Consider the following 26799-nt stretch of genomic DNA (forward strand, 5'->3'; position numbering starts at 1 on the left):
ATGGTACTGGGGTCACACCCGGGAGAGTAGGTGGCCGCCAACCCCAACAACAGACAGCCCCTGATTCTGAAAAGAGTCAGGGGCTGTCCCCGTTTTAGACAACTCCCCAAGAAAGGGGCGTGCGTAGGTTCTGCCGGAAACTATTCCCTCGGGGAATGGGCCAGCAGCGGACCTGTTTGCGGTGCATGCGCCGCCTCCACACCTCTCTGGGAGCTTCGCTCGCAAGCTTCGACGCGCGTCCCGCTTGTACTCAAGGGGAGAATCTGCTAGTACTCAACAGCCCTACCTCCAAGGGAAGAAGTAGAGTGTTAACATCTAAAATGAAGTTGCATCTAATGTAAACAGAGAAGGCTGCCCATCAAGGCAGCCTTCTCTGTTTCTTCAAATATGTATTGAGGGAAGTGATCTAATCAGGTTTTTTACCGGCTATAGCAGCCTTTAAACCATCTAGTGCAATGTACTGGTTTGCCAGATCTCTAAGTTCTTCAGCTGTTATACCTCTTATAGTACTGATGTAGTTATTGTAATGCTCATAAGGAAGCTTATGCAGTACAATGCGTTTATACCTGTCACATTGCTCAAAGATAGTGGCGATATCGTTTAAGAATTTGCCAAGCATGTAGCTTTTTACGGTTTGTAACTCTTCCTCCGGCACTAACTCTTCCTGTAGTAGCTTTACTTCTTTACGAATCTCTTCTATAGTCTTGTATGTAACCTGATAGTTTACATCTGTACCGATAAAAAATAAGCTATCATGCTCTTTCGGCGATATAGCTGAATAGATTCCATAGGTATAGCCTTTGTCCTCCCGAATATTGCGCATTAGCCTCGATCCAAAATACCCACCTAGTATCTCATTAAGTACAACAAGCTTATGATAGTCTTCATGCCCGATAATCGGAAACTGTTTGCCTAAACGAATGGAGGATTGTAAGCTTTCAGGCATCAAGACAAAGTCTTCATCCTTATTAGTCTCCAAGGTAGGTGAAGTTATGTCACTTGTTACTTCTGCTAACTGTAGAGTTGATATCTCCTTTTCCAGAAGTTTTTCCAATTCTTCATCGATAGCGCCACATGCAAAAACTTCCAGCTGGTCTGTGCTGTACCTGCTCTTATAGAAGTTCGCTAGCTCTTCTTTAGCAATAGTATCTAATGCATTTTCATCGAGGCCAAACACATAGGGGTGCTTTTCACCATAAACCAGTTTTGTGAAGCTGTGTGTTGCAAGGTAATTATTCTTCTGGCGCTGTACTTTCAGGTTTTGCTGGTTGCGCTTGCGAAGTAGTTCAAACTCCTCTGTCGGGAAGACAGGGTTTTGCAGAACATCAAGTATAAGCGGCAGTAGTTCTGGTACATATTTGCTCAGACAGTAAAGCGTGAACTCCGATCGGTCGTAACCATGGTTGTTTTCAAAAGAGGCTCCGTAATAGGCTACTTTCTCAGCAATCTGCTTGGCTGTGTAATTCTTACTGCCTTCAAAAAGCATTTTGCCCGTCAGGTCAGCTAGACCTGCCTGGTCTTCATACCACTTACCCGCTTTAAAAACAAAATCCAGCCTGATAACAGGCTGGGTTTCGCTTCTTATATAATGCAGTCTCGCTCCGTTGCTCAGATGACTTACCTCGGCTATCTGTAGCGTTACTGCTTCTATTTCATGTATTTCTGGTGCTTTTGTTCTATCAAGCATTCTGTAATTAGTTTTTAATCTAAGTTAAGCGACAAACTGAAGCGAATGGTTTCAGCAAGAGGATTACCTCTTTCGCTTGGAATCAGGTATGCCGCGTCAATGCCAAATTTCTGGTAACGCAAACCTACACCTGTTGAAATATACTTTCTGTTGCCTTTCTCCGGGTTTTCATAAAAATAACCAAGACGAGCGGCAAACAGGTTGTTATACCAGTATTCTACACCTCCAGAGAAATTTATTTCTTTCAGTTCCTCACTGAATCCACCCGGGGCATCACCGAAAGAAGTAAAGATACCGCTGATCACTGTCTGTGTGCTGTCAGCACCAGGCGATGGTACCAGCAGCTTGTTGGCATCAAGCACAAAAGTCAATGAGTTGTACTGGTCAAGGTTATACGTAATCGCGGTTCCTAGTTTCAGGTTAGTAGGTAGAAAATCTTTCTGGTCACCATTAGTATAGGCAATTTTTCCACCGATGTTAGAGATGTTAGCTCCCAGACCCAGGTTCAGGTTCTGAGAAAGATCACGGTTATAGTATACGCCTACGTCTACAGCGGCTGTATTACCTGGCTTTGATTCAAAAGGCGTAGCGCCACCGCCAATGGTTACATTACCGGCCAGGTTAGACCGAATGAAACGGGCACCTATACCTAAGCTAAAGTATTCGCTCAAAGCTTGTCCATAAGAAACTGACAGCGCATACTCCTTAGGAGAGAATTCAGTGATGTCGTTTCCGTTGGCATCGATGAACTGAATGTCACCCAGGTCAAAGTATAGAAGCGAGGCAGATATGGCAGATGTTTCAGATAGTTTTTTATAACCTGAGAGGTAGCTGAGAGACATGTCGTCCACGATATTTCGCAGCCATGGAGAATAAGAAAAACTTACACTCATGTCGTTCTGCACAAAGCCCAGCTTAGCAGGATTCCAGTGTGGTGTGTTTGCATCAGGGCTGATGGCAACACCCGCATCGCCTAAAGCGGCAGAGCGTGCATCCGGAGCTACTGTCAAAATCGGAACGGCGGTGGTTACCGTGCGAGAGTCTTGGCCAATAGTAGATGTTTGTGCTGATGCAAAGTGCACTGAAAAGAATGCAGCCACAAATGCAGTGGCTTTTACAAGTAGATTTTTCTTATACATATAGAGGGTATTGTTGCAAAATCAAATATAGAAATATTATAGGATTTTACTAATTCAAGAGCACAAGTTTCTCAAATCTGGTGGCTGTAGCGCCATCATATTGAGAACGTACAATGATTCGGTAAACGTATACGCCGCGTGCTAATGTGTCGTTAAATTCGTCTCTCCCGTTCCAGTTTATGTCTGCCAGGTGCGACTGGCTGGCATAACTTGTGCCTTGCAGTGTTTTAACCAGTTTTCCTGATACGGTAAATATCTGTATATGGATATCTATATTTTCTCCCGCCCTGTTGTGGTCAAAATGAAAGGTCGTATTCGTGGAGAATGGGTTCGGGTAATTCAGCAACTGTGTTATCGTTAACTTTTCGTTGTTCGACACGATAAATTCTAACCGCTCCTGTGCTGAATTGTTGTGCGTGTCCCAGGCCTTAAGCGACAAAGTATGCGGGCCTTCTTTCAAGTCCTTGAAAGGGTAGCGTATAGAGCCAGACTGGTAGCTGTCGCGATCAGAAGTGTAGTAGTCGTTAAGCACGATGGCCTGGTCGGTGCCTTCATCCAGTATAGCGACCATCTCGTGTCCCGATCCTATACCTGCCGTGTTCAGGCCGTTCTCGTCAAAAAGTTTTGCCAACAGGACCGGGTTCTGACCCGTTGTGCCTCCGAATACGAAAGACTCGTCATCCATGAACAGCTTAATGACAGGAGGTGTATTGTCTATGGCTATACCTGAGGCAGTGCCCCCAATGACCACTGCAGTGTCGGCTCCCAAAGCATCATGTGCAGCACTTTTGGCATAGAGGCTGATCTTGCCAGCGCCATAGCGGTAGTCGATATCTTTGGGAACAACAAAGCTCAGCTCAAAGGTACCGGATCTGACAGTGGCTTGTCCGTCATACACAATGTTCTCGCGCAGCTGAACTGGTAAAGGCTGGTTACCGCCAGGTATAGCGGGTTCGCCTGTGCGCTCCGGTGTATTGTCACCCAGGGTGCGGCGGGTAATCGGTTTCTCAAAAACAGTGATGTGCAAAGAGCCATCAAAATTCGTGGCGATGCTGCCGTCTGCAGCCGTCACTACGCCCTTCATGTTTACCTTACCTAATACCCCAAGCGTGTCGGAAGCGGCTTGGCTTCCATTGATCTGTGTGATTTGCGTCTGTAAGTGGGGATAGGCTAGTTGCTGAGAAGGATCAGCCAGCAGTGTGAAGTTACGGTTGTTCACACCCCTGGAACCTCCTGTCTCTGTCAGGCTGATGTTTTTAGTCAGGCGCATTACATCACCTAGTCGGGGCATCCGACCATTTACAGGACTGAAAGCCGCTCTATAGAAGTTGCGATTGAGTACCCGGTTATCGCTGGAGAAAACGGGACGCGTGGTGGTAAGCAGGCCGATGGCACCTCCTTGTGAATTTAGCAGAGCGAGTTCTGCACCAGAGGAGCGCCTTGGGTCGTCGTAGCGACCGAATTCGCAGGTGGCGGTAAGCAGAAAAGTCAGCCTGTCTTTGTTTCGCCAGTTGTTTATCTGCGGCACCGTCAGAATCTGCTCCCAAGCCCAGCTGACTTCGTTGCCATGTCCGGTATAGTTCACGATCAGGGAGCCCTGCTCTACAGCTTTGTCGATAGCTGCTGCTGCTTCAGGTGCACGCTGCCCATTGGCGACAGCCTCCTGTGGGTATAGGTCCAGGTATACCTTGTTGGGATTGTAACTGATGTGCTCACGCTCAAGGTAGCTACTCAGGAACTCGGCATCGTTCAGGTGCTCGTTGTAGTCACCGTCGTCAGCCACAAAAGTTACCTGACTGCGCCACTTCCCAAAATGTCCCGGGCTGTCGTAAGCGATGATCTTGTCAACTACTGTCGCCGCCTCTGTCGTGGTCTTTACAGGTAGTCGGCCTATACCTATATCAAGCAGGTGGTCACCAGTGCTGTTCTCGGCCCATTCGCCCTCATCCTCATCAAGAAAACCATAGTAGTCTTCGGAAGAGTAGCTGCTAATCGGGTGCAGCGATTGCCGGGATTGGTACACGGGCACAAAGTTAGTGTTGTTTGTCAGTCGGTTTTTGTAATCGTAAGACGTGTCACCAAAGAGCAGCAGGTAGATCACATCGTCGCCCTGCTTGCTGCTGCGGCTGTAGAGCATGCGCATGTAGTCGCGTATGGCCGTTACATCCTGCGCTCCAGACGAGAACTCGTTGTATACCTGCGTGGTGGTAACAACTGCAACTTGCATGTTACTATGCTGCCGGCGGTGTGCTGCCAGGCGATTAGCTTCCTGCAAAAAGCGGGGATGAGTCAGGATAACCAGGTCGAGGTTGCCATCGAGGTTGTGGCTGTGTAGGTCTTGGTTCGTCACCCTCCCAAAAGCTGCTGGTTTCAGCCCTGTGTTGTTCCTGAATGCCACAAATTCCCTGAGCACATCAGTTGGAGCACTAAAACTCAGATCCGTGCCTGAAGGACTTGTCTGCTGCAGGGCAGGTCGCAGCGGATCCGTGACGTCCCATACCTGTGTGGAAACGGGTGCGCCTGCCATACGGAAAGTACTCACCGGGCTGGCCAGACTCGCCACGGAGCGGAAACTGGTTTGGTCACCGTAAAGCTTGAGCTGGCGCTCGTAGTTAAGTGTCAGGTAATTCAGGAAGCCAAGTGCAGTAGAGTTGCTGCCTGTGCTGAAGTTGATCCCTACCTTCAGCTCCGTCGGTTGCCCGAGTACTTGCTGGTTTAAGGTATAGGTGCTGATGCTGTTCACGCCTTCCGGATGGTAAGGAAACGTACCGCGGCCGCTGATCGTCTGCGTGCCCAAAGTATGGCCGTTGAGGCGCAAGGTATAAGAACTCTCTGCCGATGAGTTCGCCATCAGGAAAGCCGTGAGCCTTACATCAGATCCCGGCACCAGATCCGATACAGGCAGGCTGATTTCGCGGGAGGTTGTGAAGGCGCTGAAGTCTTCCCCGTACCATTCCCTGCCGGAGTACACCATGTTCTTCAGATCACGCTCGTGGTAGAGGCGCTCGTTGTAGCTGCTGATAGTTTGGCCGGAACCACCTGCCTGGCCGCGTTCACTTATCCGCAGGCCCTCGCCAGCTCCTACCCGAACAAAATAATAAGCAGTATCGGAGTAGATGTTGTGGCTGTGGCGAAAGGCCGGGCTGCCGCCTGTAGCTTGCCAGGTATGAGGACCTTGTGCGTAAAACAGTACATAGTCCGACTCGTCGAAGCGGCCATCGGTTTCACCTGCCACCAAAATGGCATTCTCCACAAGATCGTCAGGGCGAGGTGCATTGTTGGGCTGCGGGAGCATCCCGCCTCCGTTTCCAAATAGCTGCAATGTGCGTGGGTCGAGCTGCTGGGTTTTGACACCAAGTGACTGCAGTAGTGCCCTGTCGATGCGGTGTATACCTGATTCGGTTACGCCAATCTTATACCAGTTGCCTGTGCTGAGCGCCGATGAAGTGGCGAATGCGCTTTGGGTGCCCTCAGTGCTTTGGGTAGTGTTGCGGGATGTTTGCCCTTGTTGCGGAGCAGCTGCAATTTCCTGTGCCCTTGCATGGGGCGCTAGCAGGCTGGAGCCGAACAGCAGACAGGTATACAGCAGCAAAGAAATCCGCATGGCAGACTTAGGTAAATTAATGAATAAGAGGCTGTATAAATTTACAGAAGTTTATCCTTCCAGCTAAATAATTGAGCGATAATTGTGAAGACAGCGCCGGCAGCCCTGCGCCATACCTATCGATAGGGGTTTGCAGCGCTTCTAACCGGATTACAACATGCTGCTATACCTTGTGCCATTCCTATGGAGCTTGCTGTCCGGAAATTTGCTTTACAGTGAGTCCGGCCGTAAATTTCAAGAGGTTGGGGCTTTCTTGAAGATGGACAACACGACATACAGCACGATGATCAGCGGTATAGCTGCGAATTTGGCAAGTGCCAGCAAGATGACAGAGATACCCAGGAAAACAAATCGGATAGCATTGTCTTTCCAGGTCAGGTTCTTGAATTTGAGCGCAAACAGCGGCAACTCCGCCACCAGCAGGTATGAGAATACCACCGTTACCACCAGCAGGAAGTACGGATTCAGGATAACGTTATCGTACAGGTTGCCGGAGGTGGCCAGTATCAGCGGCAGCGAACCGATAAACATAGAGCAGGCCGGTGTGGGTACGCCAATAAAAGACTCCGCCTGCCGTGTGTCGATGTTGAACTTGGCAAGGCGCAGTGCCGAGAAGATCGTGATCAGAAAGCCGAAGAAAGGCAGAATGTCGGCAGGTATACCTAACACCGATGCTTCGGCCTGCGTCAGGAGTCCGAACATGATAGCACCTGGCACAGCTCCAAACGAAACCATGTCAGCCAGCGAGTCCAGTTGCTTGCCTATCTCAGAGTAAGCCCCGAGCACGCGGGCCAGCATGCCGTCCATAAAGTCGAAGATAGCGGCTAAACCAATCAGGTAGGCCGCGTATTCCAAGCGAAAGTTAAAAGCAAAGTATAGCGCCAGGCATCCACAAAACAGGTTAAGGCAGGTGATGGCGTTAGGTATGTAGTTCTTCATCCGGAAGGCTTAGCGCAGGAATGGGTTATACTTTTTTTCGTACGCGATGGTGGTTTCTGGTCCGTGACCCGGGTATACCACCGTTTCATCCGGCAGCGTGAATAATTTGGTTCTGATGCTGTTGATCAAGGTATCGAAGTCACCCCCAGGCAGGTCGGTGCGGCCAATGCTGCCTTTGAACAATACGTCGCCTCCGATGCATACCTTGTCGGGTTCACTATAAAACACCACATGGCCGGGTGCGTGGCCGGGCGCAAAAATAATCTGTAGCTCGGTATTGCCAAACTTGACCGTGTCGCCTTCCTTTAGGTAGTTGGTTGAGGCTTCCATACCGCTGTACATCTGAAAACCATAGTTTGGAGCATATACCGGCACAGCACGCAGGATCTCCAGCTCTTTCTCGTTTATCTCCAGCTCCACACCGTAGGTATCAGCCACAAACTTATTGCCCAGTACATGGTCGATGTGGCAGTGGGTGTTGAGCAGGCCCACCACTTTCAGATCGTTTGCTTCAATGTAGCGCTTCAGTTCCTGCTGTTCAGCTTGCTCATAGCAGCCAGGGTCTACTACCACGCACTCCTTTGTGTCGTCGTGCAGCAGGTAAGTGTTTTCCTGGAAGGGGTTAAATGTAAGACAGGTAATGTTCATGTTGTTCTCGTTCAGAGGGCGCGTAGCCCACAAATTCGGCTTCTAAGTTACGAACTTCAGGCGTAAGTCGTAAATTGCCTGTATGAATTATGACTATATAGTAGTGGGGCATGGCATTGCCGGCGCCACACTTGCCTATACCTTACGCAAACAGGGCCAGCAGGTGCTGGTGATCGACGAGCCCAAAGCCAACTCTGCTTCCCGTGTAGCGGCTGGCCTCGTAAACCCGGTGGCAGGCAAGCGCTTTGCCAAGTCCTGGCTCGTTGACACGCTGCTGCCCTACGCCGATAGCTTTTATGACGAACTGGAAGTGCGATTTGATCAGGAGCTTTTCATACACAAACCCATCTACAAAGTATTTTCGACCATAGAGGAGCAGAACAACTGGATGGCCAAAAGCGCCGAAGGAAACTGGAGCGAATACATTGGCGCCACCTATACCCAAAGCACCGGCCAGGAGTCTTCTGTTCAGGACCAGTTTGGCGGCATTATGATCAAGAAAGGCGGCTACCTGCGTATTGCCGATACACTCGATCTGCTGCTGCAAGACTTGCAGCAGGACAATGCATTGTTGCCGGAACGATTTGAAATAGACCAATTGCAACTGGTAGAGCAGGGAGTAACTTACAAAAACATAACAGCCAGGCATGTGGTTTTCTGTGAAGGCTGGCAGGTGGTGAACAACCCGTACTTCAGATGGCTGCCGTTGCAGCCTACCAAGGGTGAGGTGCTAGAGGTGCAAACACAGGATTTTAACCCGGAATGCATCTATAATAAAGCCGTTTACGTTGTTCCGGTAGGAGAGGGCCGCTTCAAGATAGGGGCCACCTACAACTGGCGTCAACCCGACGAACTGCCAACCCCGGAAGGCAGGGAAGAACTGAGCGAGCGCTTTGAGCAGATTACCACACAATCTTATCAGGTGAGCAGGCACTGGGCCGGTATAAGGCCTGCCGTGCGCGACCGCCGTCCGCTTATGGGCCGGCACCCGGAACATGCGCAGCTGAGCGTGTTCAACGGGATGGGCTCCAAAGGTGTGCTGATGGCGCCTTACCTGGCTGATGTGTTTGCCAAGGCATTGATTGGAGGGGCAGAAATACTGTCAGACGTACACATTTCGAGATATTATTCGTTATATTACGACTACATAAAACACCATAACCAAGAACTCTAAGCGCATGCGTTTCACCATAAGGTTATTGTTACTGTTCCTGTGCTGCGTTGCTGCAGGCGAAGTGGCTATGGCCCAGCCTAATGTGCAGACCTTTGGCCGGAGCCGAATTCAGTATAAGAACTTCGACTGGAAGCTCTACAGCACCCAGAACTTTAACATATACTTCTATGCCGGCGGCGACCAGTCAGCACGCAATGCGGCTGAGTATGCTGAGCGTGAACTTAAGCGCATCACCAGTTTTATCGGTTATTATCCTTACTCCAAGATCACACTCATCGTGTATAACTCGATGACGGACCTGAAGCAAAGCAACATCGGTATGCAGCGCGACCAGTTCCAGACCGGGGGCGAAACGCTCTTTATCAAAAACAAGCTGGAACTAGCCTACGATGGTACTCAAACTGACTTTAAGCGTGACCTGAGTTATCAGCTAACCGAGCTCCTGCTAAACGACATGATGTATGGCGGCAGCCTGAAAGAGGCGCTGCAGAGCAGTTACCTGCTGCGCCTGCCTGACTGGTTTATCAGTGGGGTGGCGGCTTACACCGCTGAGGGCTGGAGCCTGCGCATGGACAACTATGTGCGCGACATGCTGATGGTCAACAGCAAAGCCCGCATGGAAGACGTACTAGCCCGTGATCAGGAGTTAGGCGGTCAGGCTGTCTGGAACTACATTGCTGAACGCTATGGCTATACCTCCATTCAAAACATCCTGAACCTGACCCGTATTACCCGCGACACCGAGGTGGGCATTACCAGCAGCCTGAACATTCCATACAAGCGCTTCCTGCAGGACTGCCATAACTATTACATGCAGATCAACACCCGCGGCGAGAATCCGCTGGTGAGCCTGCCTGCCGAGAATAAAATTTTCCAGAAGAACAGAAAAGACAATCAGTATACCCAACCTGTGCTGAACCCGGCCGGAACTTTGATGGCTTACGCCGAAAACGAGAACGGCAGCTACCAGATCATTGTGAAAGAGGTAGGAAGCAACCGCAGTCGTGTGGTATGGAAGAGCGGGTATAAGACCGTTGACCAGCGCATCGACTATAAGTTGCCTGTGCTGGCCTGGCGTACCAACACGCAGCTTGGCTTTGTGGAAGCAAGAAGAGGCCAGATGGTGCTGCGTCAGATCAACTCGACCCGCCGGCGCTCCCGCATCCCGGTGTTTGATGATATCCGTACCCCTGCCGTAACGCTTAGCCAGTTCTCGCAGGTGCGTGACATGAGCTACTCCGAAGACGGCAGTACGCTCCTGATCAGCGCTGTGCGCGATGGGCAGACTGACCTATACCTGCTTTCAAGCGGCGGGCGTATGCAGCAGCAACTCACCAATGACATTTACGACGATATACAGCCGGTCTTCCTCAAAGGGGGAAGCAACCAAATCGCCTTCAGCTCCAACCGCTTCATTGATACGACCGGGCAGACAGCCACAGGTAGTTTTGCGGGTGTGGTAAACAACTACGACATCTTCCTGATGTCACGTGACGGGGGCAATGCCCGGCAAATCACTTTCTCCATAGCGAGCGAACTGCGACCACGTGCCACAGATGACGGCAACCTGGTATACCTGAGCGAAGAGACCGGTGTGCGCAGCCTGTATCGCTTCGATATTGCCGCTGGCACCAGTCGTCCCATCACCAACTTCCTGCAGGATATCGAGAGTTATGACGTAGGGGGAGGTGTAAATGCCCTGGTACTGACGGCCAGAGACAATGCCCGCAGCTTTGTTTACGCTTTCCCGACATTCAGTCCTACCACCCAGGACTCGCTCCCTAAGACCTCACGGCAGATTATACTGGAAACCCGCGCCCGAAGCGCCGCCGCAGCAACAACTGCTACCACACGCAAAATAGTGGAGGGCACAACTACGCGCAAGAGAACGCCACGCCAGGGGGAAGTAGACATTGAAAACTACCAGTTCGAGAGCGATGCCAAAGAGCAGCAGGAAGCGGAAGCAAAGGCCAAGACACAGGCCGCGGCACCGCAGCGCGCCCGTACAACTGATGGTGGCGTACCGATTGCAGGCCCTGTAAACTATGACCTGCGCTTTAGTGTGCAGGAGGTGATTACGTCGGTATACGCTGATCCGCAGTTGGGCTTTGGTATAGTGGCTGGCGTGAACATGAGCGACCTGTTCGAAAACCATCACATCCGGGGCAACGCCTTTGTGCGCACCGACCTCGAGACCAGCCGCATGTTTGCCGAATACATGAACCTCAAAAACCGTTTCGACATCGGCTTGCAGTACCGGCGTGATGTGATCGTGGGGCAGGCGCCGGAGTTCCCGGGCTCTGTGGTGCGCTTCGGCAAACACGAATTCTCGCCTACCCTGGTATACCCGCTCAGCTACAGCACCAGCATCCGCATGCAGCCCAGGTTTGTGAACACGCGCTTTACCTACATCAACAGTTTTGTGACACCAGACAGAACCGACTACTTCGGTGGCGGTAGTGTGGAACTGGTCTTTGACAACTCCGTGGTGCGGGGCGTAAATATGCTGGAAGGCACCCGCATGAAAGCAGGTATCATGAGCCTGAAAAACTTTGAGCACAGTTCTGAGAACTTCAGTAAGTTTTACCTGGATGTGCGTCATTACCAGAAAATTCACCGACAGATCACATTGGCAGGTCGTATCAACTATGGTACTTTCTTCGGTAACGCGCCCAAAAACTTCCTGATCGGGGGCATGGACAACTGGCTCTTCGCATCAGAAGACGACGGCAACCCGCGCGATGCTGTTGTGGTGAGAACGCCAGCCGACCTGTTTTACCTTGATTACACGACTCCGCTGCGTGGCTTCAATTTCAATGCTCGTCGGGGCTCCAAAGTGCTGCTGGCCAATCTGGAGTTGCGCGTACCTATTGTGCAGTATCTCTATGACGGACCTATACCTTCGGGCTTCTTCCGCAACCTGCAGTTCACTGCTTTCGGTGACGCCGGGTCAGCTTACAATGGTACCAACCCGTTCACGGGCAACAACTCTATCAATACCCGCGTGATAGGCGGCCGTATAGACCAAACCAACACGAGTCCGTTCGAGATCACGGTGATCAACTATCGTAACCCATTCCTGTTGGGCTATGGTGTAGGTGCACGTACCACCTTGTTCGGGGTATACGGCAAGGTTGACATGGCCTGGAGCCAGGAGGACAATTCGCGCAGAGGGCCTAAGTTTTACATCACCTTAGGCTACGACTTCTAAACAGAGGCATGAACCGGAAAACCAAACGATTTGGTATTGGCTTTATTCTGGTGATCGGTCTGGCAGCCGCCTGGCTGCACATGGCCGACAAAAACTACGTGTACAAAGCTTTGTACCATAACTTCGCTGATATTGACGATCACCTGATCTTTCACCAGCGCAAGATCAAAGCGGCTGATGAACCCCGGCCCTGGCCGCTTGCGACAAACTACAATCAGCTTACACTGCCGCAGGAGCTGCAACAGCTGCACAAGGAGCTGGAATCAGTTGCCTTCGTGGTGGTGCACCGCGATTCGCTTCTGTATGAGCAGTACTGGGACGGCTATTCAGAAGAGTCGCTGAGCAACTCGTTTTCGGTAGCCAAAAGTATTGTGAGCATCCTGGTAGGTATAGCCCTGAAGGAGGGAACAATTCAAAGTATAGACCAGCCGGTAAGTGATTTTTTACCGGATTTCAGAGAGGGAGCAAAGGCAAAGATCACACTCCGGCACCTGCTCTGGATGAGCTCCGGCCTCAACTGGGACGAATCCTATGGCAATCCGTTCTCTGTCACAACCGAGGCCTACTATGGGTCTGACCTGAAGAAAGTGATTCGAAGGCTGGAAGCGGTGGAGGAACCCGGTCAGGCCTTCTCCTATAAAAGCGGTGATACCCAAATACTGGCTTTCGTGCTGGAAGCGGCCACCGGTCAAAGGCTGGCGGACTATGCCGAAGAGAAGCTGTGGCGCCCCCTTGGAGCGGAGCAGAAGGCTGAATGGAGCATTGACCATCCCCTCGGAAATGAGAAAGCCTATTGCTGCTTCTTTTCTAATGCCAGAGATTTTGCCCGTATCGGGCAACTATACCTGCAAAAAGGAGTCTGGCAGGGTGATACGCTTGTATCGCCACAGTACGTGCAGGCTTCCCTTACCCCAAGCGGCCTGACAGATGCCAACACTGGTGATCCTACCAGGCACTATGGCTACCAGTGGTGGTTACTTCCGGACTACAAAGGCCAATCCATCTTCTACGCACGTGGCATACTGGGGCAGTACATCATCGTGCTGCCTGAGAAAGAGCTTGTGATTGTGCGACTTGGCAAAAAAAGGGGCGAACGCATTAACCATCATCCTGCTGAGGTCACGGGTATGATTGATGCGGTAAATCAAATGGTGCCCTAGGTATAGGATCCCCTCCAAAAAGACAGGACTCGGACTGGAATTCCATCGCCTTGTCAGGACCCCGCTGCCTGTCCGGATTTGAGCTTTTAGCTTTCCACCTGCGTATAAGTGAGGAATTATAGCTAATTTGCCGGAACATCATCTTATATAGTGCTTATGTTGCAGTCCATGACAGGCTATGGCAGTGCCCGCCTCGATACTGACCAGTATTCTATTAACGTCGAAATCAGATCGCTCAACTCCAAAGGTATGGACCTGTCCGTGCGTCTGCCACGCTTCCTTTCGGAGCGTGAGTACGAGATCCGCACCATGCTGACAAAAGCGCTTGTGCGCGGTAAAGTGAGCATCTGCGTTGACTATGCTAAAAACAAAGCGCAGAAAGCCAAGAGTAATATCAACAAAGACCTACTCAAAGCATACTACGAGGAACTGAACGCGGCTGCCGATATGGTGGGCGGATCTAAAAATGACCTTTTCCGGTTGGCCCTGCACATGCCGGATGTACTGCAGCAGGACCAGGGCGAAGACGAGGAAGGCGAAGCCGACTGGGATACAGTTCAGCCACTAGTGCAGCAGGCGCTTGAGAGCATCAACTCGTTCCGGGCTGATGAAGGCAAGGCGCTTACTGCAGAGATCATGTCCTACATTGATCGTATCCGAATACTGCTGGCTGAGGTCGAAAAGCAAGACCCGGTGCGCATGGAGTACATCCGCAACCGCATCAAGAACCATATCACTGAAATATCAAATTCCGACCACTACGACCAGAACCGCTACGAGCAGGAGATGATCTATTACATGGAAAAGCTTGATATAGCGGAAGAGAAAGTTCGCCTGATCAACCACCTGCATTACTTCACGGAAACGGTATACCTGCCGGAGCCTACTGGCAAAAAGCTGGGTTTCATTTCGCAGGAGATCGGCCGGGAGATCAATACGATCGGTTCCAAAGCCAACGACGCGACTATACAACATCATGTCGTGGAAATGAAAGAGGAGCTGGAAAAGATAAAAGAGCAAATCAACAACATCCTATAGCAAACTTGCTACCGAGCCAATTTAAAGCAGCTGCCTATGCGGGTAGCTGCTTTTTTTGTGATCAATAGCTGACGCCATCTCTCTGAGGATTAGTGTTTAAACATTCGCATGCAGATAGAGGCCTGAAGAATTTTTTTTAATTCTTTTTGAAATTTTTTTTGGTTGTGGGGGTGCTTTGTTATTGCAACCCAGTTTCATAAGCATCCTTAAATTCTTATATAAGTTATATTTAATGTTTATTATTTCCGAAACTTTTTGAGAGCGATAAATATGTTGTTAAAACGCTGATTTTCAGTTTGTTTAGGTTGTTGTGTGGCTGGTTGTTTTCATCTATATTTCGTCATGTTTAACTATAAAAATATATTTTAATGAAAACAACACGCTTACTTTCGCTCCTGGCCCTGGCGGTCATGTTCAGTTTCTCCTCTTGCCAGAAAGAAGAGGCAGATGTAACAGCCAACGAGATTTCACCCCTCGCCATGGCCAAAATCTCAGAGATGGGTTTCAATACAGACAATGTGCAGCGCACCGAGGGTGGCTACATTGTGGAGGGTGACATTTTCTTCTCTGAAGGCGACCTGCAGGCCTCTCCGGAAACCACGGCCCTGCGCGTGGGTGAGGAGGAGCAGTACCGCACCAACAACCTGGTAAGCGTGGGCTCCAGCCGCACGATCAACGTGGCCATCACCACCAGCCTGCCTTCCTCTTATGTATCAGCCCTGGACGAAGCCATCCGTCGCTTCAACGCCGAGAACCTGCGCCTGAAGTTCCGTCGTGTGTCCTCGGGTTACAACATCCTGGTATCAAAGGCGCCAAGCGGGTCTTCTTACCTGGCCTCTGCTGGTTTTCCTTCCGGCGGCAACCCTTACAACTCTGTTAAAGTGAACTCAGACTATCTGGGCTCCAACCCGGGTACCAACTACCTGGCTACGATCCTGGCGCACGAGATCGGTCACACGATCGGCTTCCGTCACACCGACTACATGAACAGAGCCTACAGCTGTGGTGGTTCGTACTACAACGAGGGTGCTTCTACAGTAGGAGCTGTGCACATCCCGGGCACACCGACTGGCGCTGATCCTAACTCCTGGATGCTGGCCTGCATCGGCACTGGCGTGAACCGCTACTTCAACTCCAACGACAGAACAGCTTTGAGATACCTGTATCAGTAATCCAGAGCGTTTAACTATGGTCTGAGAAGCACAGTTCCCGGCAGGGAGCTGTGCTTTTTTTGTGCCTATTTTCAAGCACAGCAGCCAGGTATAGGTATAGGTATAGGTATAGGTATAGGTATAGGTATAGGTATAGGTATAGGTATAGGTATAGGTATAGGTATGCGGTTTGATAAGGATAGCTGAGGATCCGGTTGATACAGGGACTTGATCTGGACGGACTGTCAGCCCTGCAATTTCAAAACTTACTGCAGCACCATCTTACCTGATACTACTGCTCCTTTTTCATTTGTAAAACGGATAATGTAGAGCCCGGGGGAAAGGCCTTTCGTCTGTAATTCCTTCAGCATACCGGTTTCCTGCGATTCCTGTACAAATCTGCCCAGGCGGTCAAAGATCTGAACTTTCACCGTTTCGCTTTCCACAGCTACAAACACAGTTTCGCCTGCCGCTACCGGATTAGGGAATACCTGTACAAAGTTCTTTGGAGTATGAATTACCGTCTCCTCCTGGCTATAAATCATTTTGCCATCGGTTGTGGTGACACTTGCCCGGTACACATTGCGGCCAGGTACGGGGTTGTTATCTATGAGTTGGTAGCGCAAGCTACTGGAAGGCGTACCGGCATGCACAGTCTCAAATCCATCTTTCTCTAGGCGCTCCAGGCGCAGGTATCCTAACTGATGCGTAGTGCTGAGACTTAGGGAAAAGCGGACCACATCGGGAGTCACTAACTGGCGGGGCTGAAAGTTACTGATGTAGCAGGGGGATGTTTCAACCTCGGCAGTGATGCTTCGGCCGTAGGCGGCCTGGGTGCCCTCAATGAGGGGGGCTACTGCCAGGTAATTTCCCTGGAGTAAGCTTCTGTCTACTATAGCAAGGGTGTCAACTGTCTTCAGAAGCGGCTCCAGATGGGTAGCACCTAACTGGAATAGCTGATACTCCTGGGCATTGGGTTGTCTGGACCAGTGTAGCATCACCTGTTCCTCACAATTAAAGCCGATGCGTAGATCTGCTGGCTTAGCCAGGATAAAGGTTTCTGTTTGGAGGTCCATGCCTTTGCTGAGCATGCGGAGCTGTCCTAGTGCTGCTGTATCCGGCGTTTGCCAGGTATAGCTGCCCTGTCTCAGATCTATACCTTCTGCTATAGTGTGCCAGGTGTCAGAAGCCTGCAGGCGGTACTGCAGCGTGGCTATGCCAGTAACGGTGCCAGTCTGCCAGGCAAGGCGGTTGGGTTGTCCGGCTGTGAGGGTAGAAGCGGCAACAGGGTATAGCCATTCCATGCCCTGCTCCAGTTCATACACCAGGCTGAACTTTTGCGGTCCCTGTAGTACTTTGTAGCCGGTCACTTGCAAGGTATAGGTGCCGGCTGCTGGTGCTTCCAGCGTGATCTGTTCTACGTTGTTCAGGCGGTCGATGCTCCGCCGTGCTGGTCGGTGCAGCGAGTCGGGGTGTGGGTAAGTGCTCAGTACCCAAGGCCGCCAGCTCTTGCCCGAGGAGGTGTGGCGCAGCACCAGATCAAGGTCGTTGATGAGCGCCTGCTCGGCATTAGGCTCTGCTTGCGGGTCGTGCCATACCAAGGTTGCCTTCAACCGGCGTACGCCTGTGGGGACTTTCAGCTGAATGCTGCGGGTTTGACCCGTTGCAACAGCATCCAATTTGAAATGCTGCGCTTGAATGGCTCGAAGCGCCCCGAGCGCATCGGCATTCCCAAATCCTGACGTAAAATCAGGTCCTGGACTGCCTACTTCATCGGCACTGTTGATCAAGGCCGCTTTTACCAGTGAGGCCGGTGGCAAACTGCCATACTTTGCCCGATAGGACTGCTGCACCAGCAAGGCTATACCTGAAACCACAGCAGCAGCCTGCGAAGTGCCTCCGGCTCCGTGCGCTACCAGTTCAGGCTTGATGCGACCATCATAAGCAGGTCCTCTGGAACTGAGCATGCCTACCTGCCCATCCGGGTCTAGTGCTCCCACGCTCAGTGTGTTTTTGGAGGTCTTGAACTGCCCGGTCAGGTTGGCTATACCTGGGAGGTTGGCATAAGTGCCGCTTGTTTCGGATTTATCGCCACTGTTGCCCGACGAAAATACGTGAAGCAACTCAGGATGCTGATAGCTCTGCTGGTCATAGGCCTGCGCCTCCAGGCCATAGTAGTTCTCCACACCCACACCATAGGAGTGATTTTGAACGCTTATACCTTGAGCCAGCAGTGTCTCGCTCTCGTCAGGGAACAGCTCCTCGAAGCTGGAGTGAGCGATAAAGGTATGCTGCGTGACACCTTTGCCATTCGGACCGGTATTGCCGGCGCCTGCTATCAGGGTGGCCATGGTGGTGGCGTGCGGACTACGGTTGCCCTCCATTGACTGCGGGTTGATTACACGGCCCTGCAAATCGATATCCTCCGGGTCAAAGGCGTATTCCTTTACGGATACCGCCATACCTTGACCGGTCAGCTCTGGAAATTCAGCTTGGGCAGCGTAGACATTGTTCACCACAAAGTCTGCATCACGCAACTCCAACTCTTCCACGGCCTGACGGTGAGGCTTGTCGATGTATAGGACTTTAGGGGAATCAGCCAGTTGCAGTAACTGGCTTGGTTTAATGCCAGTCACCAGCAGGGTATTAGGCTGATCGCCTGTGTCTGAAACCCTTAGATCCAGTTGCTGCTGATGAAGCCAGGTATAGAAACCCTGTTTGTCTGATACTTTGATGCGATAAGAGGCAGCTGGAAGTTCTCTGGTGACCCCTTGCAGGGGAGGTGCGAGTTTGCGGATTACCTGCTTTGGGAGCGGTGACGCTGCTTGCTGTGCCTGGAGGTGGAGCGGGAGCAACGCCAGCAGGCAAAGCACAGGTACCCAAAATGTTTGTTTAAGTTTGTAGCGTGGTGGCATAGAGCAGACGTAAAAGTTAAGCTCAGTTTCTATCCTGGTAGAATAGCACTAAAGCTAATCAATAGCCACCATATAGACAATAGCTAATAAAGCTTGATCGGTTGAAAATCAGGCTTATAAATATGTTTAAACAGGAAGTTTTATTGGAGGGATGCGCTGCCCGGATTACATTTTGTAGATCCACTTAAAGAGCAGGATGCCAAGTATACAGCCAATGGTATTGCTGAGTACATCGATGATGTCGCCCTGGCGGCCAGGTATAAGGTAGTGCTGCAGCAGTTCGATCGCGATGCCGAACATGGAACTCACAAAAAAGGCTGTGCGGATGGCATAGTGCTGCACACGCGGAAAGGTAAACTGCTTTTTCAGGCCCACTGTCATCAGGTAAGTGAGCACGGCAAACATGAAAGCATGCGCAAAAGAATCAAAAGAAAAGATCTCCCAGATCGAAAGGGAGGGCATAGAAGAGGAGGGCAGCAGCGTCAAAACCATGATCACTGCTGCCCAAATAATGGTAAAGAAATTATACCTTAGAATCAAACCTGCTTCTATACTGTCGAAATTACTGACCGATTACTTCGCGGTAGCCTTCAACCGTTAACAGGCCTTCCACTTCGCTTGCGTCTCCGATAGACATTTTGATGATCCAGCCGTCGCCGTAAGGATCAGAGTTTACCAGCTCAGGGCTGCCGTCCAGCTTGTCGTTGAACTCCAGCACCGTGCCGCTCAGTGGGCTGAACAGGTCAGAAACTGTTTTTACAGCCTCTACTGTACCAAACACGTCGTTCTGGTTGATATCCTTGTCCACTGTGTCGATGTCAACATACACGATATCGCCCAGTTCGCTTTGTGCGAAATCAGTGATGCCTACATAAGCTACGTCACCTTCTATGCGTACCCACTCGTGGTCTTTGGTATACTTTAGGTTGTCAGGTAAATTCATTTTTATCGCTTTGGGTTAATGATGTCCAAAAATACGGTCTTTTTCTCAATGCCAAAAATTATTGCAGACTAACACGTAGCTGTACTCCACCTTCCGACACACTGTTACGGAACGAAGTAGAAATTTTGGGGTCGGACACGGTGCGCAGCAGGTAGAACTGTATGTTCACGCGCTGGCTCAGGACATAATCCACGGTTGGCCGCAGCTGCACCTGGCGTGTACCGTTCGTGATCTGGTTCTGGCTGATCTCGTTGCCCTGATCATCTTGCGCAATGGCCCGCTGCACCGTCTGGTTGTCACGCACCGACATGTCCATGCGTATGGTCAGCTCGTTCTCCAGCGTACGGCGCTCCCCGCCTATCCGGAAAGGTATACGGAAGTTGCTGGTGGCATATCCGAAGCCGAAGGTATAATCCTTCACGTTGGTCTCGGTTACTTGGGCATTGGTGAGATTAAGCGACAGGTTACGCTCTATTCTGTACCCGATGCGGCCGGTCAGGTTGGTGTTAGTGCGGAAGTTAACACCTAGCAGTTCCAGACGCTCCTGCACTGTGAGTTGGTTTACGATATAGTACGGAATCAGCTGCCCAAACTCGTTGGTGCGGGTTGGGTAGTCACCCGGACTGTTCTCGTAAGCCAGGGAAGTGGTGAAGCTGGTTACGTTGTAAGTGGAGTTATAAGAGTGCGTCAGGTTGACCTGGCTGAACCAGCGTTTGAAGAAGGCAAGCTGCGACAGGCCGTTGTAATCAATACGCCAGTTAGGTATAGGCATCCGCTTGACAGGGTTACCGCCTTTTGCCTGGAAACCACTGGCATCACGTCCCTGGTAAGCATACAGGAACGACTGCAGAAGCACGTCCTGTGAGTTCAAGGTATAACCTGAGTCACCAGCTGCCGCATTGGCGTTGGTGAGGCGCTCACGTATCTCGTAGCGGTTGCGGATAAAATTGTCGAAAGCAGCCGAAGTGCCTCCTGCAGTAGACTCGAATATAGTGCCTAGCGCAAAGAAGGAGGTACTGAACGAACCGGTGTTGATCGGGTTCTGGCGCTCGTTCACAGTGCCAATGTTGCCGAAGTCATCAAACTGCTTACGGTAAAACACCTCCTGTATTTCGGACATGTTGCGACGTGCGTCGAGCTGCAGGTTAAAGTTGCGGAACGGCTCCATGTTAGCTCTGGCCGTAAGCGTTTCTGTTTTAATGCCGCTGAACGGCGTGTTCAGGTACTGGCTGCTATCGGTATACCAACCGTTAGTGAAGGCACGGTTGTAAAGTTCGTCCAGGTCATACTGACGGCCGAGTATGAACGGCAGACCCGGCGCATCGAAGCCATCGTCAAAGCCTAACATTTTGGTACGCGGCAGATAGCCCGGCATCATAGTGCCCTGGTTTTGCAGGTATGTGAAGTTCACCGAGCGGGTCATCATCAGGAAGCGGGCCAGTCCCTTGGCAAGCTTCATCTCAGATCGTTTCTTCACCGCCGTATCGCCTGGCGCAGGTACAGGTGGTCTGCCCTGCGGTTGCGTTGGGCTGTTCACGTCTTTCAGGAACTTCACCTTATTGTACAGTTTCACCATATCGAAGCGGCCATTTACGCTGAATTCGGTATTGTTCTCAGCCGTGTTACCCAGTCGGAAAGGCGCGTCCTGGTTCAAGGCAGTGGAGCCGGCCGTCCAGATGTACGTAACGGCATAGCGGGTTTCAGCGCCCAGCCAGTCAGTGAGCGGGAATTTCTCGAACGGCACTTTGTAGTTGGCAGCCACCAGCTGGTTGAAGTTCGTGTTACGGCCGAAGTTGCGCAGGTTGTCCCAAATCACTTTGTTCTTATACCTGAGCGAGTCCACGTCGCGGTTGATGCGGAAGTCAGGCTCGTCTACCACAGCACGGTTGGTGGCCGTGTAGTCCAGCGACAGACTCTTGCTGATGTCCCACTTGAGGTCGTAGATGCGGTTAAAGAAGAAGTACTTCTGGAACACAGGCTCTATACCTCTGGAGGTGATCAGGCCTGAACCCGGATCACGGCGCTGCAGGAAGGTCTCGTTATACCTGCGGTCGAGGTCGGCGCGGAAGGCAAAACGGCTTGGCAGTGGCGTAAAGTTCAGGTCTTTGATCAGGCGCATATACGGCGATTTGAGTCGTTCGCTTTTGGCGAAGAACTCGTAGTTGCGTGGCGTGTTGGTGTAGGTATAGGCCACTGCTCCGGTGTAGGTGCGGGTAAAGTCACGGTCTGTCTCGATGTTGGTAAACAGGCGCTCGGCGTAGGAGTAGGAGAACGACAGGTTTTCCACATCGTACGGACGCACCTTGGCCTCCGGGTTGGTCCGTTCTTTCCTGACATTTAGTAAGCTCACACTTTTCCGGGTTTCCCGGGTACTCACTTCACGCCTGTATTCCCGTTGCGCTTCAGTAGTCTCATACCTGGTCAGCGACTGCTCCAGCGGCACATCTTTGTCGAGCGGGTCAAACTGTGGGGCACTGTTCATGGTGCCGTACTGCACCGAGACCGGCACCTTGATACCCAGCTTTTCGGGCAGGAACTTATCGGCAACAATATTGGCGCTCACATCAAATACGGCCGTGTTCTCACGGGCACGCTGAGCGATCTTCTGCTGCAGGGCTCCGAAACCGATGGTGGTGTAGCTACCGGTTGCTGTAATGTTGGCGAAGTCGGCTAGTTTGGTGTTGAGGCGGGCATTTGCGGCCCAGCCTGAGTTGTTCCGGAAGTCCGTTACACGCAGCTCGTTCACCCAAATGCAGACCGATTGCGGACGCGCATCTTCGCCCGGTACGGTAGGGTTACGCACACCGATCATCACACTCTGCACTTCACTGAAATCCGGGTTACCTACCACTCGGATCATCTTGCCACCTTCTAGCATTACTTCCCACGGACGGCGGTTGTCCCAGCCACCAACGGCTCTGTTACGCTCTACCTTGGCATTTACAAAATCCTCAATAGCGACGTCGATCTCGTTTTCGGCAAGCCAGATACCTTCACGGCTTCTGGTGCCCAGCGGCGTTAGTTTGAGTGGCACCACGTACTCGTAGTAGTTTTGGGTATAGTCTGTACCGATTCGGATGAAAGCCTGCACATCGTCGTCGCGTGTATTCGGGTCGCGGGTCTGAGCATGCAGGAACAGCTTGAGGCGCTTGTAAATCAGCATGTCGATGGACAGGTTCTTGTACACGGCCTTGGAGAAAGAGTCTTTCAGGTCCTCCACGCAAAGTTGCAGTGACTGTTCGTTCTGGCGGCGGTTGTTGGTGGCGGCATAGTCGCGCAGACGCTCTATACCTGGCGGCATATCATAAGGAATGATTGTCTCGTCATTGCCTGTCTCGCTGTTCTCCTCAATGTTCACCGTCGATACAGTAAACGAGCGGGCATCATCCGTACAGTTCAGGCAAGGGTTACCATCGGTGATCGGCTGCAGGAAGGTACGCCACTGGTTCGCCACAAACTGAAACTGCACAAAGCGAAGCACCACCGGGTCGGCAAATTCAGTCATGTACATACGCATGAAGCGGATCGACTTGAAGCCGCTGATGTTGCCCACATTGCCCGTTGGCTGACGCACTGGCACACGGAATTGGTACCAGGTCACATCCTCACCAGTTCTGGTATCCACGATCTTGTCCACGATGTAGTTCTGACCTACGCTCATGTCTCCCGGCTGCAGTCTGATCTTGTACTCGTAGTATTGCTCCAGGTCACTGATCACGTTGTCGCGGTTCAGGTCCTCCTTGTCAGGGAAAGCATAATTAGAGAAGCGGCTTTGCTCAGGAGAGTTGCCTTCCATGCCATTGAAGCGCTTGTAACGCTCCAGGATACCGGCATTCTGCTGGTCATAGCTTGCATCAAGATGGTGCAGGAAGTTGTCGGCAGAAGGGTCGGAGAGGACGGTTTGCGGTGCACCACCAGGTATACGGCCCAGGAAAGTGTTCTGGAAAAACTCACGTTCTGCATTATCGCCTAAGCCATCCAGGCCTATGTCCTGAAATGCACGTGCGCCTGGCACAGCCGAGAAGGCATCGGTCAGGAACTGCTGTGTAGTTACACGGCCCCATTCGGTGGTCTGCAGGTTTTGGTTGTCAGTCGCAGAGGTTGGCAGACCGTTCTCAAACGAGTAGCGGTTGTCTTTCAGGATATCCTCCGACACATTTCCCAGGTTAAGTACCAACTCACCGCCTTCATTGCTGACGATCGGGTTGCCATTGGCATCCTTCCGTCCGTTCGGTCCTGTCAGGAAAGGATCCATGAGCCAGAACTCCACATACTCCACGTTGGCATTGTCAAAGTCTGTGTCGAAGGTGATCTCACGGCTGATTCCGCCCCAGTTCTTGCGGGGGTCGCCCTGCAGCCTTCCTTGGTTATCCAGGTTCGGGTTGTAGTTGTACTGTCCACGCTCACGTGGGTAGTAGGCCATGTCGAAGGTATACTCGTAGGCGTTGGCAATCTCACGGTCGCGCCCGGGGAACACCTCATAGCGAGGTACAGGGCGCACGTAGTGGTTTCGGAGTTCTTCGTCGTTGATATTGCTCGGACGCAGGCCTTCGCTGTCGCGGTAGAAGATCTGATCGATGGTATACCAGGCCACACGGGCACGGTTGTAGGCATGCTCCAGCCCATCTCCCTGTGCCAGTGGGGCAGGAGTGGCTGCCAGCCGCCAGGTGGTGTTATTAAAGCCGCCGAGACTGAATGGTGTTTCGGCCCCTTCAAAGTCATCCAGGTATGAAGTACCGTCCTCGTTTACCGGCGATTTGGAAGGAGAGGGCACCAGGTGCGCAAACTCACCGCTGAAGGTCACGCTCGACGGCACTTTGGTTTGGATAAACGGAATCATATCCGTCATCTTCGTCAGGAAACGCGACTCTCGGTTGAAATTCACGTCAAGGCCATAGATCGTATTATTGGTTGGCTCGTCGCCGATGCTCACGCGGTTGATGTAAGGCCGTTCGTTCAGGTGCAGCACGGTGCCGCCCAGGTTCAGGTCATTGTTCACGCGGTAGTCAAAGCGGGCGCCCAACAGGGTGCGGGGCTGTATGTTTAGCAACTCGGCTTTTTCGTAGGTCACACGCAAGTCACTGGCCGAAGCGATGTAACTTGGGTTCAGGATCTTGATGCGGCCTAGGTCATAGAAAACCTGGTAGTCTGTGCCTTCCTCCAAACGTGTTCCACCCGAGTATACTGCCACCGAACCCTCGGCAATACGGAAGCCAGGCAGCATGATCTCGTCCGTGGAGCTGGCCTGGAAACGACCCTTTAGGAAGAACTTCGCCTTCAGTGTGTTTTGCTGCGCATCAGTCTGGGTTTGCTCGTAGAGTTCCTGGAATACATAGCGCTCGATCAGGTCCTGCCTTCCTTCAAATTGACTGGCTAGGTATGAGCCAAACGGCTCCACTACCGGGAAGATGATACGCCCGGTTTCAGGGTCGATCGTTATACCTTCCAAAAAGTCGAAGTTGCCGTCGCGCGGTTTGTCGTTGTTTGTGTTGACATTGTCCAGGTTGAGCACCTCGATCAGGGGAATGTTCTGGATCGGGCTTGGCTCTTTCAGACTGGTAATGTCAACGCCCGTTTCATCGTCTTTGTAAACGATCTGCAGCTGGAAGTTCTGGCGGTTCACCTGTGTCGCGTCCAAACTGTAGACGTTTTTCATCATCAGGTCCCAGGTTGGATATTCCAGCGCCGGGTTGGTTGCCTTCAGCAATTTCATGTGGATCACCTGGTCATCGCGCAGGTTCTGGTAGTCTTCCATCAACTCACCTACCTTGTAAGTCTGGCCGTTGTAGGTATACTCAAAGGCTACGCCCAGCACCTGGTCAGGCAATAGAGCGGTGGTAAGTGAGATGTAACCTAGCTGCGGATTGAACTTATACTCACGCGGGTCCAGTCTGCGGGCACGCACATGCTCAAAATCAATGGCTTTCTGCAGGCCCAGGCTTCTCAGGTATGCGTCTACCTGGTCGTTGTTGCGGGCGCTGGGGTTATTGGCGATCTGGCCATAAAGTCCGTTGGCATTGTTTGCGGCAGGTGCCAGCGGGTTGCGCTCAAACTGATTGCGGAATGGATCAGCCTCGCCCAAGTCCATATAAGCGACCATGTTGCGCAGGTTCTCGGTGCCTCGGTTGTTGTTGGTCACGTACAGCTCCAGACGGCGGATCACGATGCCGGAGTTCACCAAGGGCAGGTTCTGCAGCGTACGGTCGTAGCGGCCCCGGAAGAACTGTGACAGGAAGAAGTGACGATCGCGGTCGTAGTTGTCGGCCCTGATCTCGAATGGTTTGTTTTGTGCTCCGTTCTGAATCACCACCTCGTCATTGCGCCCACGTACGTTGGCGGCGATGGTGGTTACGCCCAATCTGCCGAACTGCAGCTGTGTTTTTAATCCGAAGAGATTCTGAGCACCGGTGATCAGGGAGTTATTGAGTGGCAGACTCACGTTACCGGCCTCTATCTTGCGGATGATCTCCTCTTCAAAACCGGTATAGTCCAGCTTCATGTTGTTCTCAAACTCGAAGTTGGCGTTGTTGTCCCAGTTAAAGTTGAGACGCATTTTCTCCCCGATCTTACCCACCAGGTTGAGCGAGATGTTTTGGTCAAAATCGAAGTCGCCAGTGCGCTGCTGGCGGAGCGGTATAGAAGGGTTCTCGTTGCGGTTAAAGCGGGCTCCGAATTTCAGGTTGACGTTGCCATTCGGCTGAATGTCCACAAAATTGCCTCCGAACACACGATCGAAAACCGGGCTGATATAGATCTTGGGTACCAGACGGCGGCCACTGACTACGCTCTCCCCATCCAGACCTGCCGATTTGCTACGCCAGTAATCACGTATGGCCTGCTGGCGCTGGTAGCGTGAGTACTCTTCCCATGACATAGTGGAGGGCAGTCGGTAGTCCAACTCACCCATGCGCTCGTTGATGTTATACTGCTGCAGACTGTCGTCGAGCTGTATTTCCAGTTCAATGTTGGAGGGCTGGCCCAGCAGCAGGGGAGAAGAGCTGGGGCGGGTGCCAAAAGGACTACCGAGGCGGTCGCTTGGCGTGAAAGTCGGGCGGCGGCTTGGGATGTAAGGTTGAAGCCGGGCAGAGTCTTGCGGAATGGTATCCTGCAGGAAAAAATCTGAAAAAATTAAGGTGCTATACCTGTTGTTCGAGCGCAATGCTGCGGCCTGCGACCACCATGCCAGCATA

At 51.8% G+C, this 26799-nt stretch carries 14 protein-coding genes; 5 read left to right on the forward strand and 9 right to left on the reverse strand.

Going from position 1 to position 26799, the window contains the following annotated elements; translation table 11 throughout:
* Window positions 1–406 precede the first annotated feature (406 nt).
* The 5 genes from I0P70_RS09370 to I0P70_RS09390 all read right to left on the reverse strand — a co-directional run bounded on the left by I0P70_RS09370 (window position 407) and on the right by I0P70_RS09390 (window position 8017).
* On the reverse strand, window positions 407–1687 hold the full coding sequence (locus tag I0P70_RS09370) for a pitrilysin family protein (RefSeq protein ID WP_196117056.1): 1281 nt from the start codon (window positions 1685–1687) through the stop codon (window positions 407–409).
* Between the two features lie 14 nt (window positions 1688–1701).
* Entirely contained in the window at window positions 1702–2826 is a 1125-nt protein-coding gene (porV, locus tag I0P70_RS09375) for a type IX secretion system outer membrane channel protein PorV (RefSeq protein ID WP_196117058.1), read from the reverse strand.
* A gap of 49 nt (window positions 2827–2875) precedes the next feature.
* Window positions 2876–6430, reverse strand: a complete 3555-nt coding sequence (gene porU / locus I0P70_RS09380) for a type IX secretion system sortase PorU (protein ID WP_196117060.1) — start codon at window positions 6428–6430, stop codon at window positions 2876–2878.
* A gap of 234 nt (window positions 6431–6664) precedes the next feature.
* Entirely contained in the window at window positions 6665–7369 is a 705-nt protein-coding gene (gene pssA / locus I0P70_RS09385) for a CDP-diacylglycerol--serine O-phosphatidyltransferase (RefSeq protein WP_196117062.1), read from the reverse strand.
* Window positions 7370–7378: 9 nt separating this feature from the next.
* The gene (locus I0P70_RS09390; RefSeq protein WP_196117064.1) at window positions 7379–8017 is read right to left on the reverse strand and encodes an MBL fold metallo-hydrolase; all 639 of its coding nucleotides are present in this window, start codon (window positions 8015–8017) and stop codon (window positions 7379–7381) included.
* 82 nt (window positions 8018–8099) lie between these two features.
* Between I0P70_RS09390 and I0P70_RS09395 the strand changes: the two genes are divergently transcribed.
* The 5 genes from I0P70_RS09395 to I0P70_RS09415 all read left to right on the forward strand — a co-directional run bounded on the left by I0P70_RS09395 (window position 8100) and on the right by I0P70_RS09415 (window position 15772).
* The gene (locus I0P70_RS09395) at window positions 8100–9191 is read left to right on the forward strand and encodes an FAD-binding oxidoreductase (protein WP_196117065.1); all 1092 of its coding nucleotides are present in this window, start codon (window positions 8100–8102) and stop codon (window positions 9189–9191) included.
* A gap of 4 nt (window positions 9192–9195) precedes the next feature.
* A complete protein-coding gene (locus tag I0P70_RS09400) occupies window positions 9196–12402 on the forward strand; it encodes a hypothetical protein (protein WP_196117067.1) in 3207 nt (1068 codons plus the stop codon).
* 8 nt (window positions 12403–12410) lie between these two features.
* Window positions 12411–13562 carry a serine hydrolase gene (locus tag I0P70_RS09405; protein ID WP_196117069.1) on the forward strand — a complete coding sequence of 384 codons (1152 nt, stop codon included), beginning with the start codon at window positions 12411–12413 and terminating at the stop codon, window positions 13560–13562.
* A gap of 156 nt (window positions 13563–13718) precedes the next feature.
* Window positions 13719–14600 (forward strand): YicC/YloC family endoribonuclease, encoded by an 882-nt coding sequence (locus I0P70_RS09410; protein ID WP_196117071.1) that lies wholly within the window; start codon window positions 13719–13721, stop codon window positions 14598–14600.
* Window positions 14601–14968: 368 nt separating this feature from the next.
* On the forward strand, window positions 14969–15772 hold the full coding sequence (locus tag I0P70_RS09415; protein ID WP_196117072.1) for a M57 family metalloprotease: 804 nt from the start codon (window positions 14969–14971) through the stop codon (window positions 15770–15772).
* A gap of 245 nt (window positions 15773–16017) precedes the next feature.
* Here the strand turns inward: I0P70_RS09415 and I0P70_RS09420 are convergent, their stop codons facing one another.
* From I0P70_RS09420 to sprA, 4 genes are all read right to left on the reverse strand, one after another.
* Window positions 16018–18666 (reverse strand): S8 family serine peptidase, encoded by a 2649-nt coding sequence (locus I0P70_RS09420; RefSeq protein ID WP_196117074.1) that lies wholly within the window; start codon window positions 18664–18666, stop codon window positions 16018–16020.
* 165 nt (window positions 18667–18831) lie between these two features.
* The gene (locus tag I0P70_RS09425; RefSeq protein WP_007655449.1) at window positions 18832–19164 is read right to left on the reverse strand and encodes a VanZ family protein; all 333 of its coding nucleotides are present in this window, start codon (window positions 19162–19164) and stop codon (window positions 18832–18834) included.
* Window positions 19165–19228: 64 nt separating this feature from the next.
* Complete coding sequence (gene gcvH, locus I0P70_RS09430) at window positions 19229–19609, reverse strand: glycine cleavage system protein GcvH (protein ID WP_196117076.1); 381 nt, start codon at window positions 19607–19609, stop codon at window positions 19229–19231.
* A 58-nt stretch (window positions 19610–19667) separates the two neighbouring features.
* On the reverse strand, window positions 19668–26798 hold the full coding sequence (gene sprA / locus I0P70_RS09435) for a cell surface protein SprA (protein ID WP_196117078.1): 7131 nt from the start codon (window positions 26796–26798) through the stop codon (window positions 19668–19670).
* Between the last annotated feature and the right edge of the window lies 1 nt (window position 26799).

Origin of the sequence: Pontibacter sp. FD36, assembly GCF_015686655.1 — a bacterium.
Lineage (GTDB): Bacteria > Bacteroidota > Bacteroidia > Cytophagales > Hymenobacteraceae > Pontibacter.

What these genes read in the sequence shown, in the direction of transcription:
- sprA (WP_196117078.1), bottom strand. Translation starts at nt 26,798, where the DNA reads ATGCTGGCATGGTGGTCGCAGGCCGCAGCATTGCGCTCGAACAACAGG.
- pssA (WP_196117062.1), bottom strand. Translation starts at nt 7,369, where the DNA reads ATGAAGAACTACATACCTAACGCCATCACCTGCCTTAACCTGTTTTGT.
- porV (WP_196117058.1), bottom strand. Translation starts at nt 2,826, where the DNA reads ATGTATAAGAAAAATCTACTTGTAAAAGCCACTGCATTTGTGGCTGCA.
- I0P70_RS09395 (WP_196117065.1), top strand. Translation starts at nt 8,100, where the DNA reads ATGAATTATGACTATATAGTAGTGGGGCATGGCATTGCCGGCGCCACA.
- I0P70_RS09405 (WP_196117069.1), top strand. Translation starts at nt 12,411, where the DNA reads ATGAACCGGAAAACCAAACGATTTGGTATTGGCTTTATTCTGGTGATC.
- I0P70_RS09420 (WP_196117074.1), bottom strand. Translation starts at nt 18,666, where the DNA reads ATGCCACCACGCTACAAACTTAAACAAACATTTTGGGTACCTGTGCTT.
- porU (WP_196117060.1), bottom strand. Translation starts at nt 6,430, where the DNA reads ATGCGGATTTCTTTGCTGCTGTATACCTGTCTGCTGTTCGGCTCCAGC.
- gcvH (WP_196117076.1), bottom strand. Translation starts at nt 19,609, where the DNA reads ATGAATTTACCTGACAACCTAAAGTATACCAAAGACCACGAGTGGGTA.
- I0P70_RS09370 (WP_196117056.1), bottom strand. Translation starts at nt 1,687, where the DNA reads ATGCTTGATAGAACAAAAGCACCAGAAATACATGAAATAGAAGCAGTA.
- I0P70_RS09390 (WP_196117064.1), bottom strand. Translation starts at nt 8,017, where the DNA reads ATGAACATTACCTGTCTTACATTTAACCCCTTCCAGGAAAACACTTAC.
- I0P70_RS09415 (WP_196117072.1), top strand. Translation starts at nt 14,969, where the DNA reads ATGAAAACAACACGCTTACTTTCGCTCCTGGCCCTGGCGGTCATGTTC.
- I0P70_RS09400 (WP_196117067.1), top strand. Translation starts at nt 9,196, where the DNA reads ATGCGTTTCACCATAAGGTTATTGTTACTGTTCCTGTGCTGCGTTGCT.
- I0P70_RS09410 (WP_196117071.1), top strand. Translation starts at nt 13,719, where the DNA reads ATGTTGCAGTCCATGACAGGCTATGGCAGTGCCCGCCTCGATACTGAC.